Source organism: Ralstonia sp. SA306, from assembly GCF_054792405.1.
On sequence record NZ_CP096451.1, the window covers coordinates 671037 to 686298 of the forward strand.

Here is a 15262-nt window from a genome sequence, read left to right on the forward strand (position 1 = left end):
ATGAACGCCTTGCGTGAACATTGGCAAGCGCTGTGGACAGCGGTCGGGTATTTCACCCGCATCCCTGTGCCGGTGTCGGTTGGGTTCTCGCAAGCAGGGTTGAATCGCGCGGCGCGCTACTTTCCGCTGATTGGCTGGCTGGTGGGCGCCGTAGCAGCATCGGTGTATTGGCTCGCGTCGCGCACGGTGCCCGCGTCAGGCGTGGCGGTGGCCGTGTCGATGGTGGCTACGTTGTTGCTGACCGGAGCGTTTCATGAGGACGGTCTCGCCGATTGCGCAGACGGCTTTGGCGGCGGCTACACGCCGGAAGATCGGCTGCGCATCATGCACGATTCGCGCATCGGTGCGTTCGGGGCGATTGCCGTGTGCATGGCGTTGCTGCTGAAGTGGCAATTGCTGAGCGCGATGGCGCCGCACGGCTTCGCCATCCTCGTTGCAATGGTGAGCGCGCATGCTGCAAGCCGCGCGGCGGCCGTCAGCTACCTGCTCACCCACGACTACGTGCGCGCTGAAGGCAAGGCCAAGCCAGTTGCGCAACGCATGCGATGGAGCGATGCCTTGTGGGCCGGCGTGTTCGGCATCGCGCCTCTGCTGTGGTTCGGGCCGATGTGCACGGCGCTCGTTGTCGTCGGGTTGATCGTTGCGCGCTGGCTGCTGGGTCGATATTTCGTGCGCCGCATCGGCGGCATCACGGGGGATTGTCTGGGGATGGCACAGCAGATGTTCGAGGTGCTGATTCTGTGGGGGCTGCTGGCATGGATGTCATCCTGATCCGCCACGCGCGGCCAGCCATGACGGCGGGTCTCTGCTATGGCCGTACCGATCTGGAGCTGGCTTCGCCGATGGACCCCGAGCCCTCGGCCATCGTCGAGAAACTCGGCGCGCACACTCCACATCGCCTGTTGGCGAGTCCGTTGCAACGCAGCCGCCTGACGGCCGAAGCCCTAGCGCAAGCGGCTCAACTTCCCACGATCGAAATCGATGCGCAATTGATGGAACTCGATTTTGGCGCCTGGGAAGGCTGCCAGTGGGATGACATCCCGCGCGCGGAAATTGACCAGTGGGCGCGCGATCTCGTGCACGGCAATCCGCATGGCGGGGAATCGGCGGCAGATTTGCTGGCGCGCGTGACGACCTGGGCCGAAGCAACAAGCGAAACGCCCGCGCCTTGCGTGTGGGCGGTGACGCATGCCGGCTGCATGCGTGCGCTGGCGGCGCATTGGTTGCAACGGCCGTTGGCCGAGACGCTGCAATGGCCGCTGCAATGGGGGGCGGTCTGCGGCTTTCGCGTGCAGCCCGACGCGTTACCGGTGCTGCTGTTCTGGAACCGTTGACCGGCGACGCGGTTCAGCGACTTAACCCGTTGGTGGTTTGTGAACCGAGGCGCCGCATGCGGGCTTGTTCCAAGTCTTCGCACAACAGCGTTGCCGCTTCCACCAGGCGTGGTCCGAACCGGTTGATCAGGTCGCCGTTGATGGTGAAGAGATTGCCACGCTGCACGGCCAGCAATTGCGGCCAGCGCTTCCACGCGTCGAGCGTATCGATCGGGCGGCTGCCTTGTGTGGCGCCCATGCTCGCGGTCAGCAATACCTCGGGGTTCGCTGCGATGACGGCTTCCGGCGAGACGGTCGGCACCAGCAAGGGCTCGCTGGCAAACACATTGCGGCCGCCGCACAACGTCAGCATGTCAGAGAAGATGTGCTGGCCATTGAGCGTCATCAGCGGCTGTTCCCATACCTGGTAGAACACCGAAACCGGCGGTCGGCTAGCGTAGCGCTGGCGCAGCGTATCGGCGCGTTGGCGAAACTGCTGGGCCGCGTCGTGCGCGCTGGCACGGGTGTCGAGCAGCGTACCGAGTGCCTCGATCGAGCGCGGAATATCGCTCATGCGATGCGGCTCGGAGAAGAACAGCGGAATGCCCAGCGCACGCAGCCGGTCGATCTGCTTCTGCGCGTTACCGTGACGCCAGACCACCACCAGATCGGGCTTGAGGGAGGCAATGCGCTCCAGATCGAGCGAGCGGTTATCGCCCACGTGAGGAATGTCGCGCGCGGGTGGCGGGTAGTCGCTGTAAGCCACGGTGCCGACGATGCGTGCGCCGCCGCCGGCCGCGAACAGCAGCTCGGTCGCATGCGGCGCGAGACTGACGATGCGTTGCGCGGGGCGCTGCAGCGTAACGGTGGCACCGCTATCGTCTGTGACGGAAATGGCGGCAAGTGCCGGTGTGGCAGCGATCGTGAGCGCAATGGCGGAGAGGCCGCACGCACACAGGCGACGGGCGAGACGAGATAGACGAACGGGCATCGGGGGGCAGGTCAAGCGGAGCGCGACAGCGATGCTAGCGCATCGGCAAAGCGTTGCCATCCGGTTTCATCCGGGGGCAGACCGAAGCGCAAGCCGCTGACGGGCGCATCGAACAGGCGGGTCCAGATGCCGAGGCGCGCTAGGCCTGCATGCAGCGCTCGCGCATGTGGGGCGTGTGCCCAGGCAAACAGCGGTGTGGCGGCATTCGGCAGGCCGTGGCGATCCAGCAACGCCGAGAGCCGCGCCCCCGCATCCCGCAGTTGCGCGCGCGTTGAAACTTGCCAGGCGGTATCGGCCAGCGCTGCACGCACCACGGCACGGGCCGGGCCGTTGACCGTCCAGTGCCCCAGCGCCTCGCGCAGCGGGCACAGCAGCTCAGGCGCCGCCAGCGCGAAGCCGATGCGGGCGCCCGCCAGCCCGTAGAACTTTCCGATCGAGCGCAGCACCACGAGCCCCGGCATTCCAGCCATGGGCGCCAATGTGGGGCCATCGTCGAACGCTTCGATAAAGGCCTCATCCACGATCAACGTACCGCCGCGCGCATGCAAGCGCGTATGCCAATCGCGCAGGGTTTCTGCCGGCAGCACGCGCGCCGTCGGGTTGTTCGGGTTGACGACAACCAGATGCTGCACGTCGTTTGGGAGGTCACCGAAGAAGGCGGCTTCGGGTAGCGGCACGACGTCGTGGCCGGCGCGCGCAAAGGCGGGCGCGTATTCGCTGTAGCCGATCTGCGCGATGCCGGCACGCCCACGTGGCAGCAGGGTCGGCAGCGTGCGGATTGCTGCCTGGGAGCCCGCAACCGCCAGCACGGCGCGCGCGTCGATCACGCCGTAGTGCGCGGCGGCCTGCGCTTCGAGGCCATCGTCTTCGGGCAGGCGCAACCAAGCATCGGGTGGGATCGGCGGGATGGGGTAGCCGTGCGGGTTGATGCCTGTGGACAGGTCAAGCCAGCCGCCGGCAGGCTCTCCGTACAGCGTGCGTGCGGCCGCGAGATTGCCGCCGTGGACGATTGCGTTCACGACAGGCCCCACGTCAACGCTGCGCTCAAGCCGAGTACGCCGAGCCACAACCACAACGTGCGCGACACGAGCGTCAATGCCCGCGCGATATCGGTTGCGGTCGCCGGCTGGCCGGTGCCGAGCGAAGGGCGCGCTTCTTCCACGCCTTCGTAGCGTGCGGCGCCACCGAGCTGAACGCGCAGGCTGCCCGCGCCTGCGGCCATCACGGGGCCGGCGTTCGGGCTCGACCATTGCGGGGCTTGCGTGCGCCAGCAGCGCAGCGCATCGGCCGTGTGGCCAAGCAGCGCGTAGCTGATTGCCGTGACTCGCGCGGGAATCCAGTTGAGCACGTCGTCGATGCGTGCGGCCGCCCAGCCAAAGCCGGTAAAGCGCGCATTGCGGTAGCCCCACATTGCATCAAGCGTATTGGCCAACCGATACAGCACCACGCCCGGCGCGCCCGCCACCACAAGCCAGAACAGCGGCGCGAAGACGGCATCGCTGCCGTTTTCCAACGCAGATTCCACCGCGGCGCGGGCGATGGGCTCATCCGCGGCTTGTGTGAGGTCACGCGAGACGATGCGCGAGGCGAGGGCACGTGCGCGGGGCAGATCCGCATCGCGCAGCGCAAGCGCGATCGGCGCGATGTGGTCATGCAGACTGCGCGCGCCAATGGCGAAATAGAGTGCGATGGCATCAAGCGCCGCCACCCGCCATGGCGACACATCACGCATCATGACGACGAGCCATCCCGCCAGCAGCACGAACGGCAGCACGGCGAGCGCCCATGCAAGGAGACCGACGATGCGCGACCACGCCAACGCAGCCGGTGCGCGGTTCATGCAACGCTCAATCGCAGTGGCGACGTGTCCAAAGCCGACCAGCGGATGCCAACGCGGCACCTCGCCGAACAGCCGGTCGAGCAGCACGCCCGCGAGCGCGGCCAGCGTCACGAGCGGCCACCCAAGATCGAATACACCGCCCGACAACACGCTCACGTTGCTGCGCCGAGTGCCGGCCCTTTCACCACCATCGGGATGCCAGCCACCAGCAGATGCACGTTGTCGGCCAGCGCGGCCAGACGTTGGTTCAGCCGGCCCAGCTCATCCACGTAGAAACGTGTGACGGCGCCCATCGGCACCACACCCAGGCCGATCTCGTTGCTCACGAGGATGACCTCGCCAGGCAGCAGCGGCAGCGCGGTGAGTAGCGCATCGATCTCGGCTGTCCAGGCTTCGGGTGGCGTGACGAGGCCCGTCTCGGGGTATTCGTGGTGCTCTGAGAAGAGCAGATTGTTGAGCCACAGCGTCATGCAATCGACCAGCACGCAGCCACCGTGCTGCGCGTGCGTGTAGAGCGCTTCGGCCAGGCGCACGGGCTCTTCGACCAGCCCCCAATCGGCCGGGCGTCGCGCGCGGTGGAGGGCCACGCGCAATTGCATCTCTTCGTCGCCCTCGCCGGCGGTGGCGACGTACGTGACCGGCCCCGCGCATTGCAGCGCGAGCTGTTCGGCGTGGTGGCTCTTGCCCGAGCGGGCACCACCGAGGACGAGGGTGAGGCGGCGTGACATTCCAGCATTTTAGCGGGGGCGCGGCGGTCAAGCGTAACAAGGTGGGTGCGATAATCCGCGCATGTCGAAAGCTCCCTTTCCTGTGCCGGCGGACACGCTTCGGGGCACGCTGATGATCCAGGGCACCACGTCCGACGCTGGCAAGAGCACGCTGGTCGCCGGCCTGTGCCGCGTTGCGCGTCGCGCCGGTGTGCGCGTGGTGCCGTTCAAGCCGCAGAACATGGCGCTCAATAGCGCCGTCACCGCAGACGGTGGCGAGATCGGCCGCGCCCAGGCGTTGCAGGCGCAGGCGGCGGGCGTCGCCCCCACGGTCGACATGAACCCCGTGCTGCTCAAGCCCAACAGCGACACCGGCGCGCAGATCATCATCCACGGTCAGCCGCGCTGTGACCTCGACGCACGCGCGTATCACGACTACAAACCCACCGCCATGGCTGCCGTGCTTGAATCGCACACGCGTCTGCGCGCGCACTACGACCTCGTGCTCGTGGAGGGCGCCGGCAGCCCGGCGGAAGTCAACCTGCGCGATCGCGATATCGCCAACATGGGTTTTGCCGAAGCCGTCGATTGCCCCGTTGTGCTCGTCGCCGACATCGATCGCGGTGGCGTGTTCGCGCACCTGGTCGGCACGCTCGCTTGCCTGTCCGATAGCGAACGCGCGCGCGTGGGCGGGTTCATCATCAACCGGTTTCGCGGCGATGTTTCTCTACTGAGGCCCGGGCTCGACTGGCTGACCGCGCAGACGGGCAAGCCGGTGCTTGGCGTGCTGCCGTATCTGCATGGTCTGCACCTCGACGCAGAAGACGCGGTGCAGACCGTGCAGCGCGCAGCCTCGGCCGATGCACTGCGCGTCGTCATTCCGGTGTTGCCGCGTGTGTCCAACCACACCGATTTCGACGCGCTGCGCGCGCACCCGCAGGTGGATGTCCGTCTGGTCGGCCCCGGCCAGCCGATTCCGCCGGCCGACCTCATCATCCTGCCCGGCAGCAAGAGCGTGCAGGCCGATCTTGCCTGGCTGCGTGCCAATGGCTGGGAAGCGGCCATCGCGCGGCATCTGCGCTATGGCGGCAAGCTGATCGGCATCTGCGGCGGCATGCAGATGCTGGGGCGGCGCTTGCGTGATCCGCACGGGCTGGAAGGCGCAGCAGGCAGCGTCGAGGGTTTCGGCTATCTCGATTTCGAGACGACGCTGGAGGCTGCCAAGCAGTTGCGTCAGGTGCGCGGCATCCTGACGGAAAGCGGTGCGGCCATCGCAGGCTACGAAATCCACATGGGCGTGACCGAAGGCGCGGCGCTCGCGCGCCCCGCCGTGCAACTCGACGATGGCCGCGCAGATGGCGCGATCTCCGCCGACGGGCAAATCCTCGCGACTTACCTGCACGGCTTGTTTGACGCGCCCGAGGCGTGCCGAGCGTTGCTTGCCTGGGCCGGCGTGCGGGATGCGCACGCGCAGGATTACGCCGCATTGCGTGAGGCATCGCTCGAACGTCTTGCCGACACGTGCGAAGCGCATCTGGATCTCGCCGCGCTCTTCCGAACGCTGCCACGTGCAGGCTGAGCCATAATTACCGGATGGGCAGATCCGCTGGGTGACTAACTCGGCACATAATTCGACGAGCGCACGATGTGTACAAGGAGGCAGGCATGCCGGTGGCCGTTGTAGCGAATCCGAAGGGCGGAGTGGGCAAAAGCACGCTGGCCACCAATCTGGCGGGCTACTTTGCGGCGCGGGATCACGCCGTGATGTTGGGCGACACCGATCGCCAGCAGTCCTCACGCGAGTGGCTTGCCTTGCGCCCGGAAACCGCCAAGCCCATTCGCACGTGGGAAATCAACGCTGACCACATCGCCAAGCCGCCCAAGGGTACGACCCACGTGGTGCTCGATACGCCGGCGGGCCTCCATGGCTGGCGGTTGGGGGATCTCGTCAAGATGTCTGGCTACGTGATCGTGCCGCTGCAGCCTTCCATGTTCGACATCCTTGCCACGCAGACCTTCCTGCGCAAGTTGGCCGATGAAAAACCGGTGCGCCATGGCGAGGTCAAGCTGGGCGTCGTCGGCATGCGCGTCGATATGCGCACGCGTGCTGCTGAACAGCTCCAGCGTTTCGTGCAGGGGCTGGAGGTGCCGATCCTGGGTTACCTGCGCGATACCCAGAATTACGTGCAATTGGCGGCGCACGGCTTGACACTGTGGGACGTGGCGCCCTCGCGGGTGGCCAAGGACGTGGAGCAGTGGAGCGGCATTCTCGACTGGCTGGGGGAGCCGCCTACGCAGGCGAGCGTTGCCGACACGTCGGCGGCGGCATGAAAAAAGCCCGGCATTGCCGGGCTTTTTTGTGCGATGAGGCTGCGTCGCTCAGATTTCGAGGTTGTCGATCAGGCGCGTCTTGCCGAGCTTGGCAGCGGTCAGCACGACCAGCGGCTCGCCTGCCGCGATGTTCTCGGGCGTCGGTTTCTGCAGGTCCGAACGGCGGCGCACGGCCACGTAGTCGGGTTGCCAGCCGCGGCCACGCAGATATTCCATCGCCTTGGTGGTCACCTCTTCGTGCGAGGCCTGGCCTTGCAGCACGGTTTCCAGCACGTCCTGACGCACTTGGTGCAGCGTGCGGTACAACTCGGGCGCTTCGGCGCGCTCTTCGTTGGTCAGGTAGACGTTGCGTGACGACAGCGCCAGACCGTCATCCGCGCGCACCGTTTCGGCGGGGATGATGTCCACCGGCAGCGCAAACTGATTTGCCATGCGGCGTACGATCATCAACTGCTGGTAGTCCTTCTTGCCGAACACGGCCACGCGCGGTTGCACGCAGCAGAACAGCTTCATCACCACCGTGCAGACACCCTTGAAGAAGCCGGGGCGGAATTCGCCTTCCAGCGTGTCGCCCAGGTCGTGCGGCGGGTCGACACGGTATTCCTGCGGCTCGGGATACATGTCGCGCTCGGTGGGCGCAAACAGCACGTACACGCCTTCCTTCTGCAGTTTCTCGATGTCGTCCTGCAGCGTGCGCGGGTATTTGTCGAAATCTTCGTTCGGACCGAATTGCAGCCGGTTCACAAAAATGGACGCCACCACCGGGTCGCCGTGCTGGCGCGCCAGGCGCATCAGGCTCAGGTGGCCCTCATGCAGGTTGCCCATGGTCGGCACGAAGGCGACGCGGTTCTGGCCGCGCAACTGGTCGCGCAGTTCCTGGATCGACGAGATGACTTTCATAATTGTTGTGTGATGCGGCCCGGGTCAGGTCGGACGAATTACGTCGGAGAATAGGCGAGGCGCACGTAAATGGGTGCGTATGGTTCGGCCTGCGTGATTTCGAGCAGCGATTCGCGCGAAAGCTCGAGCATGGCGACAAAGTTGACGACCACGATGGGTGCGCCCTTGCCGGACTGGATCGCTTCTTCAAACAGCTCGGTGAACTCCATGAACCGCGCGTGCTGCAGGCGGCGCAGGATCTGGCTCATGTGCTCGCGCACGGATAGCTCTTCGCGCGAGATCTTGTGGTGCTGGGTGAGCTTGGCCCGGCGCAGCACGTCGGCCCAGGCGACACGCAGGTCGTCGGAATTGACGTCGGGATAGCGCGGCGCGAGGCTCTGCTCGATATAGACCTGCGCGCGCAGGAAATCGCGGCCAAGTTGCGGCACGGTGTCGAGCTTCTGCGCGGCGAGCTTCATCTGCTCGTACTCGAGCAGGCGGCGCACCAGTTCGGCGCGCGGGTCTTCGGGCTCAGCGCCTTCGTCGCTCTTCTTGACCGGCAGCAGCATGCGCGACTTGATCTCGATGAGCATGGCCGCCATCAGCAGATATTCAGCAGCCAGCTCAAGATTGGTCGTGCGGATCTGCTCGATATACGCCAGATACTGCCGCGTGACTTGCGCCAGCGGAATGTCCAGCACATTGAAGTTCTGGCGGCGGATCAGGTACAGCAGCAAGTCCAGCGGCCCTTCAAACGCTTCGAGAAAGACCTCGAGCGCATCGGGCGGGATGTAGAGATCCTGCGGGAGCTTGAACAGGGGCTCGCCGTAGAGCCGCGCAAAGGCGAGGCCGTCGACTTGCGCGGGCGTGGAATCCTGATCGGGCGCCACGCTGGGCAGCTCGACGGGCAGTGGCAGCTTGTCCTGCGCGGAAGTGGTCATGCGGCGGTGAGCCAGGCGGGCCGAGGGCCGGTTGGCCGATCAGTCCAGTGAGTAGACGTACGGCTTTTGCGGCACGCGGGCGGACTTGGCACGGGCGCGCTCTTCCAGGTCGATCGGGTCCTTGTCCCACAGCAGGGACCGGCCTTGGCGCTGCTGCGCTTCCAGGTCGGGCTTCTGGGTCTTGAGTTCTTCCAGGAACTGGGTGATCTCGGACTTGTACAGGGCCATGGCGGTATGTGATGTTGAGTGATCTTGCCCGCACGGAAAGATCCCGAGCGGAAAACCGGCGCATTTTACCGTATTGGCCGTCGTAACGGCCTTGGGCACGGCACGTGCGAAACCCTTCCGGCCGATCCGGAAGGCCCCATTCGCTGCATTTGCCTGGGCACCCGCCGGGCCCGGTATGGTCAAATACGCCTTTCCTTCGATTCAGCCTGCCCGTGGGGCGGCACTACGCTTGCCACGATGACCGGCTCCAATCGACCATCGCGACCGTCACGACCACCACGCTTCCGTTTCCTGGGTTTGCCCGCCGCCGCGCTGGCGGCCGGCTTTGTGCTGTCCCTAGCCTGCGCCCCGGCGCACGCTGAATACGACGTCAAGATCGATGCGCCGAAGTCCATTCGCGACTTGCTTGAGCGCCATTTGGACCTGTCGCGTTACAAAGACCGCAAGGACATCACCGACGACCAGCTCCAGTACATGGTCGAGACCATTGGCGACCAGGTCACCAAGCTGACGGCGACCGAAGGCTATTTCGTGCCGAAGGCAACCGCGAAGCTGGACGGCGCGCCAGACCACCGCGTAGTCAGCGTGAAGGTCGAGCCCGGCCCGCGTACCACCATCGACACCGTGGGGCTCGACTTTACCGGGGCCATCACGCAAGACGCCAAGCGCATCGACGAATTGAGAAAGTCGTGGAGCCTGCAGCACGGCATGGCCTTCCGCCAGTCGGGCTGGGACAAGGCCAAGGACGACAGTCTGGCCGCGCTGCAGAGCAAACGTTATTACGCGGCCAAGCAGACGTCGTCGCTGGCGCGTGTCGATCCGGACGAAAGCAAGGCAGACCTGTCGGTGGGCTATGACAGCGGTCCGGCTTACACGCTGGGGCCGCTGGAGGTGCAGGGCTTGTCGCGTTATCCGCTCAGCATCATCAACCACGTCAACCCGCTGCGCGTGGGTGAGGATTACTCCGCCGATCGGCTGCAATCGCTGCAGGCTGCCATCCAGGGGCAGCCGTATTTCTCCAATGCCATCGTTGACTTGGGCGACGATCCGAAGAACCCGGTCAACGCGCCGGTGCGCGTGCGCGTGCGGGAGTACCCGCCCAACCGCATCACCAGCGGTGTGGGTTACGGCACGGATACGGGCGCCTCGGTGGAAGGGCGCTACCAATATCTGAACCTGTTCAGCAAGGCATGGGTGCTCGACACGCAAGCCCGCATCGAACAGCGCCGCCAGTATCTGTTTGCCGGCGTGACGGTGCCGCCCGACGACAAGCAATACGTCAATAGCTTCTACACCAGCATGGACCGCACCGATACTTCGGGCACCGATACCCGCAGCTACCGTTCCGGCTTCAAGCAGACGCGTGTACGCGGCATCTATGAGACGTCGTTCACCGTTGATTTCTACTACGACGATCTGCGGCCCGATGGCGCCGAGCGGCAGTTGAGCAAGGCGCTCGTCCCGGGTTTCGCGTGGACGCGCCGCGACGTGGACGACCCGCTGTTCCCGCGCCGGGGCAACATCATCACCACGCAGATCGGCGCGGCAGTCAAAGGCGTGCTGACGGACCAATCGTTCGTGCGGTCGTACAGCCGTATCCGCCAGTTCGTGCCGGTGGGGCAGCGCGACATCTTCGTTGCGCGCGGTGAGTTGGGTGCGGTCATCACGTCCGGTTCGGGCGATGGCGTGCCGGCCACGCTGCGCTTCCGCACGGGCGGCACGCAGTCGGTGCGCGGTTACGACTTCCAAAGCATCGGTAACGACGTCAACGGCAGCACGCTGCCGGCCAAGTTCCTCGTTACCGGCGGGCTGGAGTATCAACGCTGGTTTCTGCCGCAATGGGGCGCCGCCGTGTTCTGGGATACCGGTACGGCAACCGACAACTGGTCGGAGCGTCGCTGGTTCAACGGTGTGGGTGTCGGCGTGCGCTGGAAGAGCCCGGTGGGGCCGATCCAGCTCGACATGGCCTACGGCATCCAGCAGAAGCAGTTCCGGCCGAGCGTGTCGCTGGGCATCGCGTTCTGAATATGACGATGACCGATCCGCAAACGCCTGAACCCAAGCAACCCGAAGCATCACGCCCCGAGCGTCCAAAGCGCGGCTGGGGCCGCCGCATGCTGCGCTGGCTCGGCGCCTTCATCTCCCTCCTGCTGGTGATCGTGCTGGTGCTCGCCGGCTGGCTGGTTTGGGCCATCCATTCGCAATCGGGCACGGCGCAGTTGTGGTCGCTCGCTACGCGCTTTGGCAGCGCGTATGTGTCGGGCAAGCTGGAGGGCGGCACGGTGCGCGAGGGCGTGTCACTGCGCGATCTGCACGTCCGCGCGGGCAGCACGGAAGTGCGCATCGACCATGTGGAAGGCCGCTGGGCCATCACACGTGGCCCGTGGCATGCGCACTTCGCGTATCTGCGTGCCGGTAATGTCGAGGTGATCCTGCATCCGACGCCGCCCACACCGCCGAGTGGTCCGCCAAATTCGCTGGTGCTGCCGCTGGCGCTGGATGTGGATCGCCTCGCAGTCGATCGCCTCGCCATCCGGCAGGGTACGTCGACCACCGAACTGAAGTCGATTGCCGGCAGCCTGCATACCGACGGCACGCATCATAACGTGCTCCTCGACGGTATGGAGACGCCCGCCGGCAAGCTCGCGGCCACGCTGCGCATGACCGGTACGCGCCCGTATCCACTCACCGGGGCTGCCACGCTGGCCACGCAGTTCGAGGTGAACGGGCAGAAGCAGGACGCGTCGGTGTCGGCGCAACTGTCGGGCTCGCTGGAGGCGCTGCATATCGAGGCGACCGGCACCGGCGCCAAGCTGACCGCGCAGGCGCTGATTGACGCCACGCCGTTCGGCGCGTTGCCTCTGTCGCGCGCAGTCGTGTCGGCGGAGCACGTGAATCCGCGTGCGTTTGCTCCGGGCGCGCCGGAAGCATCACTGTCGATTCACGCCGATCTGCGCCCCGACGAGAAGGCCAAGACGCTGACGGTGGCCGGCCCCATCCAGATCGACAACGCGCAGCCCGGCACGCTCGACAAACAGAAGCTGCCGCTGCAATCGCTGCGTGCACAGGTGCGTCTGAACGAAAGCGACCAGCAACTCACCGGGCTGGATGTGCGTCTGCTGGGCGGCGCGGTGCTCACGGGCGGCGCAGATGTGCGGAAGGGGCATGGCGCACTGCGCGTGGATGTGCGCCAGCTCGATCTGCAGGCGCTGCACGCATCGCTGGAGAGGACGAAACTCGCTGGCCCCATCACCGTGGATTTTTCGGGAGGCACGCAGCGTGTGGCGCTTGATCTGGCGGGCGGCGACATGCGCGCGCAAGCGAAAGCCGTGCTCGATGCGGCGCAGGTCGCGGTGGAGAGCGCCCAGGTGTCGCTGGGGCGCTCGCGGCTGACGCTGGCGGGTACGCTCAAGCACGACGATGCGCAGTCGTTCGCCTTCAAGGGCAATCTGGCGGAGTTCGATCCGTCGCGGCTGGCCAAGGTGGCCAAGGGCCGCATCAATGCCGAGTTCGACGCGCGCGGCACGCTGGGCGAGCCAATTGACGCCGCCGTCAAGTTTGCCGTGCGCGATAGCGATTACGCCGGCTTGCCGATGACCGGCGACGGCAACGTCCACGTGCGCGGCGAACGCCTGCTGCCCAGCGACGCCAGGCTCGACGTGGCCGGTAACAAGGCCAGCCTGCGGGGCAGCTTTGGCGGGGCGGGCGACCGCATGCATGTCGAAGTCGATGCGCCGCAGCTCGCACGCCTGCAGCTTGGGGTGAGTGGGGCGCTCACCTTGTCCGGCGATGTCTCTGGCACGATCAAGCGCCCGCAGGTGGACGCCACGTTCCGCGCCAATCAGCTTGCCTATCAAGGAAACAAGATCGACACCGCCAACGGTCGTGCGCAGATCCGCGACGGGATCGACGGGCCATTGCTGTTCGAGCTGACCGCGCAGCGCGTGACGGGCCCGAGCCTGTCATTGCGGGAAGTGCATGCCACGCTGGACGGCACGCGACGCGCCCACCGCTTCCGCGCCGATGCCGACGGCAACGTGCGCAACCAGCCGTTCAAGTTCGCACTGGCAGGCGACGGTGCGCTGACACCCGGCAAGGACGGCGATGGTTGGGACGGCACGATCTCCACGCTGTCGGCGCAGGGCGCGCCCAACCTGCAGCTCACGGCGCCGGTGAAGCTGTCGGTGGCACCGGGCCGCCTGATGATGGGTCGTGCAGACCTGACACTGGACCAGACCCCCATCCACATCGAGCGTGTCGAATCGACCCAGGGTCACGTGCGCAGCGCCGGCCGCGTCGATGGTTTACAGATTGCGCGGGTGCTGGAGCTTGTGCGCACCTGGACGGGCCAGGCACCGCCGGTGCGCACGGATCTCGTCGTCGATGGCCAATGGGATCTGGACCTCGGCAGCACGGCCACCGGCACGGCGCGCATCGCCCGGCGCAGCGGCGATCTGTCGATCAACGCCGGCCGTGGTTTCACGCCACTGGGCCTGACCGAAGCGACCGTGGAAGCGCGCGGCGAAGGCATGCGCCTCGGGCTGCGCGGGAATGTGCAGTCAACGCGCGTCGGCAATGTTTACCTCGATGCGGGTGTCGGGCTTGTGCGTGATCCCGGACCGGGCACCTTGGCGCTCATGGCGCCCACGTCCCCACTTTCCGGCGGTTTGACGATCAGCCTGCCGCATCTCAAGAGCATCGGTGACTTGCTTGGGCCGGATGTCGCAACGGACGGGCAGCTTGCAGCCAGCCTGACATTTGCCGGTACGGTGGGCGCGCCCAAGGTGAGCGGCTTCCTGACGGGCCAGGACGTTGACGTGGCGCTGTACGACCAGGGCATCCGCCTGACCAAGGGCGTGGTGCGCGTGGCGCTCGATCAGAACGTGGTCGACCTGCAGGAGGTGGTGTTCCATGGCGGAGACGGCACCGTGCGGGCGCAGGGCCGCGTGCAGCTTGGCGAGGCGAATCCGAACCTGGCAGGGTCCATCGTTGCCGACAAGCTGCAACTCTTTGCCGATCCGGACCGGACGCTGGTGCTGTCGGGCCAGGCGCGCATCGCCAACGACAACGACCGCGTGGCCATCACCGGCAAGTTCAAGGTCGACCGCGGCCTGTTCGATTTGCCCAAGGACGGCGCGCCGTCGCTCGGCGACGACGTGGTCATCGTCCGTCGTGCCGATGCCGCACGCAACCAGGCCGAACGCGGCGTCAAGCGGGAAGAGAAGCCGGCTGGCCGCTTCAGCCCGGTGGTGGATGTCGATGTCGATTTTGGCGACAACTTCCGCTTCAAGGGTGCGGGTGCAGACCTGTCACTTGGCGGCCAGATGCACGTGCACAGCGAACCGCTCGTGCCCCTGCGCGGCACCGGCACGATCTACGTGCGCGAGGGCAGCACGTACGAAGCGTTCGGCCGTAAGCTGGCCATCGAGCGGGGCGTGCTGAACTTCGTGGGGCCGGTCAACAACCCATCGTTCAACATCACCGCAATGCGACGTAACCAGGAAGTCGAAGCCGGTGTGCAGGTGACCGGCACGGTGCGCCAGCCGCGCGTCAAGCTCGTCTCCGAGCCCAACGTGCCCGATGAAGACAAGCTCTCCTGGCTGATGTTCGGCTACAGCGCATCAAACGCTGGCCTGGGCCAGCAGCAGGCGATGTCCGGCGCGGCACTCGGCCTGCTGGGCAACGTGGCCGGCAAGAACGTGGCGCGGCGCTTCGGGCTCGACGAGTTCTCGATCGGGCCATCCACCGCTGGCCTGACCGATCCTCAGGTGGTGAGCCTGGGCAAGGCAATCTCGGAGCGCATCACCGTTGGCTACGAACAGAGCCTGTCGACCGCCGATTCCATCGTCAAACTGACGTGGCAGTTTTCGCGGCGGTGGTCGGTAGTGGCACGCGGCGGCACGATCAACGGCGCGTCGGTCCTGTTCAACAAGCGTTGGTAATCAGTTGGCCCGGCTGCCAGAATGGCAGCAGGTACATGCTTCGCACGAGGAGTTCCATGCCGCATCTTCGTCAACTCGCACAAGTGGGAG

General features: G+C 66.0%; 13 protein-coding genes. 6 read left to right on the forward strand and 7 right to left on the reverse strand.

Annotation, left to right across the window (positions count from 1 at the left end):
- Both M1D44_RS03255 and cobC read left to right on the forward strand, forming a co-directional pair.
- Positions 1-771, forward strand: coding sequence for an adenosylcobinamide-GDP ribazoletransferase (locus M1D44_RS03255; protein WP_316853116.1), 771 nt, complete (start codon positions 1-3; stop codon positions 769-771).
- Positions 756-1334, forward strand: coding sequence for an alpha-ribazole phosphatase (gene cobC, locus M1D44_RS03260; protein ID WP_316684102.1), 579 nt, complete (start codon positions 756-758; stop codon positions 1332-1334). The genes M1D44_RS03255 and cobC overlap by 16 nt, the downstream gene beginning before the upstream one ends.
- A 13-nt stretch (positions 1335-1347) precedes the next feature.
- On the opposite strand, the gene M1D44_RS03265 is transcribed toward cobC, so the two are convergent.
- The 4 genes from M1D44_RS03265 to cobU are packed head-to-tail and all read right to left on the reverse strand — an operon-like array spanning position 1348 to position 4872.
- The gene (locus M1D44_RS03265) at positions 1348-2304 is read right to left on the reverse strand and encodes a cobalamin-binding protein (protein WP_316853117.1); all 957 of its coding nucleotides are present in this window, start codon (positions 2302-2304) and stop codon (positions 1348-1350) included.
- A gap of 11 nt (positions 2305-2315) precedes the next feature.
- Positions 2316-3323, reverse strand: a complete 1008-nt coding sequence (gene cobD, locus M1D44_RS03270) for a threonine-phosphate decarboxylase CobD (RefSeq protein ID WP_316853118.1) — start codon at positions 3321-3323, stop codon at positions 2316-2318.
- Positions 3320-4300, reverse strand: coding sequence for an adenosylcobinamide-phosphate synthase CbiB (cbiB, locus tag M1D44_RS03275; protein ID WP_316853119.1), 981 nt, complete (start codon positions 4298-4300; stop codon positions 3320-3322). Before cbiB ends, cobD begins: the two co-directional genes overlap by 4 nt.
- Entirely contained in the window at positions 4297-4872 is a 576-nt protein-coding gene (gene cobU, locus M1D44_RS03280) for a bifunctional adenosylcobinamide kinase/adenosylcobinamide-phosphate guanylyltransferase (protein WP_024975032.1), read from the reverse strand. Before cobU ends, cbiB begins: the two co-directional genes overlap by 4 nt.
- A 61-nt stretch (positions 4873-4933) precedes the next feature.
- Between cobU and M1D44_RS03285 the strand changes: the two genes are divergently transcribed.
- Positions 4934-6430, forward strand: a complete 1497-nt coding sequence (locus tag M1D44_RS03285; protein ID WP_439004497.1) for a cobyric acid synthase — start codon at positions 4934-4936, stop codon at positions 6428-6430.
- An 86-nt stretch (positions 6431-6516) separates the two neighbouring features.
- On the forward strand, positions 6517-7182 hold the full coding sequence (locus M1D44_RS03290; RefSeq protein ID WP_112183951.1) for a ParA family protein: 666 nt from the start codon (positions 6517-6519) through the stop codon (positions 7180-7182).
- Positions 7183-7230: 48 nt separating this feature from the next.
- Here M1D44_RS03290 and panC read toward each other — a convergent pair whose 3' ends face one another.
- Genes panC through M1D44_RS03305 form a run of 3 tightly spaced genes read right to left on the reverse strand, consistent with a single transcriptional unit; the run spans position 7231 to position 9230 of the window.
- Positions 7231-8082, reverse strand: coding sequence for a pantoate--beta-alanine ligase (gene panC, locus M1D44_RS03295; RefSeq protein ID WP_024975035.1), 852 nt, complete (start codon positions 8080-8082; stop codon positions 7231-7233).
- Positions 8083-8120: 38 nt separating this feature from the next.
- Positions 8121-9002, reverse strand: a complete 882-nt coding sequence (locus tag M1D44_RS03300; RefSeq protein WP_024975036.1) for a segregation and condensation protein A — start codon at positions 9000-9002, stop codon at positions 8121-8123.
- A 39-nt stretch (positions 9003-9041) separates the two neighbouring features.
- Positions 9042-9230, reverse strand: a complete 189-nt coding sequence (locus tag M1D44_RS03305) for a DUF3460 family protein (RefSeq protein WP_024975037.1) — start codon at positions 9228-9230, stop codon at positions 9042-9044.
- Positions 9231-9467: 237 nt separating this feature from the next.
- Between M1D44_RS03305 and M1D44_RS03310 the strand changes: the two genes are divergently transcribed.
- Positions 9468-11255 (forward strand): autotransporter assembly complex protein TamA, encoded by a 1788-nt coding sequence (locus M1D44_RS03310; RefSeq protein WP_316853121.1) that lies wholly within the window; start codon positions 9468-9470, stop codon positions 11253-11255.
- Between the two features lie 8 nt (positions 11256-11263).
- Complete coding sequence (locus M1D44_RS03315) at positions 11264-15172, forward strand: translocation/assembly module TamB domain-containing protein (RefSeq protein ID WP_428984648.1); 3909 nt, start codon at positions 11264-11266, stop codon at positions 15170-15172.
- The last annotated feature ends 90 nt before the right edge of the window (positions 15173-15262 follow it).

Excerpts from the sequence above, each read along its gene's own strand:
- M1D44_RS03305 (WP_024975037.1), bottom strand. The coding sequence starts at position 9,230 with ATGGCCCTGTACAAGTCCGAGATCACCCAGTTCCTGGAAGAACTCAAG.
- M1D44_RS03310 (WP_316853121.1), top strand. The coding sequence starts at position 9,468 with ATGACCGGCTCCAATCGACCATCGCGACCGTCACGACCACCACGCTTC.
- panC (WP_024975035.1), bottom strand. The coding sequence starts at position 8,082 with ATGAAAGTCATCTCGTCGATCCAGGAACTGCGCGACCAGTTGCGCGGC.
- M1D44_RS03290 (WP_112183951.1), top strand. The coding sequence starts at position 6,517 with ATGCCGGTGGCCGTTGTAGCGAATCCGAAGGGCGGAGTGGGCAAAAGC.
- M1D44_RS03285 (WP_439004497.1), top strand. The coding sequence starts at position 4,934 with ATGTCGAAAGCTCCCTTTCCTGTGCCGGCGGACACGCTTCGGGGCACG.
- cobC (WP_316684102.1), top strand. The coding sequence starts at position 756 with ATGGATGTCATCCTGATCCGCCACGCGCGGCCAGCCATGACGGCGGGT.
- M1D44_RS03255 (WP_316853116.1), top strand. The coding sequence starts at position 1 with ATGAACGCCTTGCGTGAACATTGGCAAGCGCTGTGGACAGCGGTCGGG.
- M1D44_RS03315 (WP_428984648.1), top strand. The coding sequence starts at position 11,264 with ATGACCGATCCGCAAACGCCTGAACCCAAGCAACCCGAAGCATCACGC.
- cobU (WP_024975032.1), bottom strand. The coding sequence starts at position 4,872 with ATGTCACGCCGCCTCACCCTCGTCCTCGGTGGTGCCCGCTCGGGCAAG.
- M1D44_RS03265 (WP_316853117.1), bottom strand. The coding sequence starts at position 2,304 with ATGCCCGTTCGTCTATCTCGTCTCGCCCGTCGCCTGTGTGCGTGCGGC.
- M1D44_RS03300 (WP_024975036.1), bottom strand. The coding sequence starts at position 9,002 with ATGACCACTTCCGCGCAGGACAAGCTGCCACTGCCCGTCGAGCTGCCC.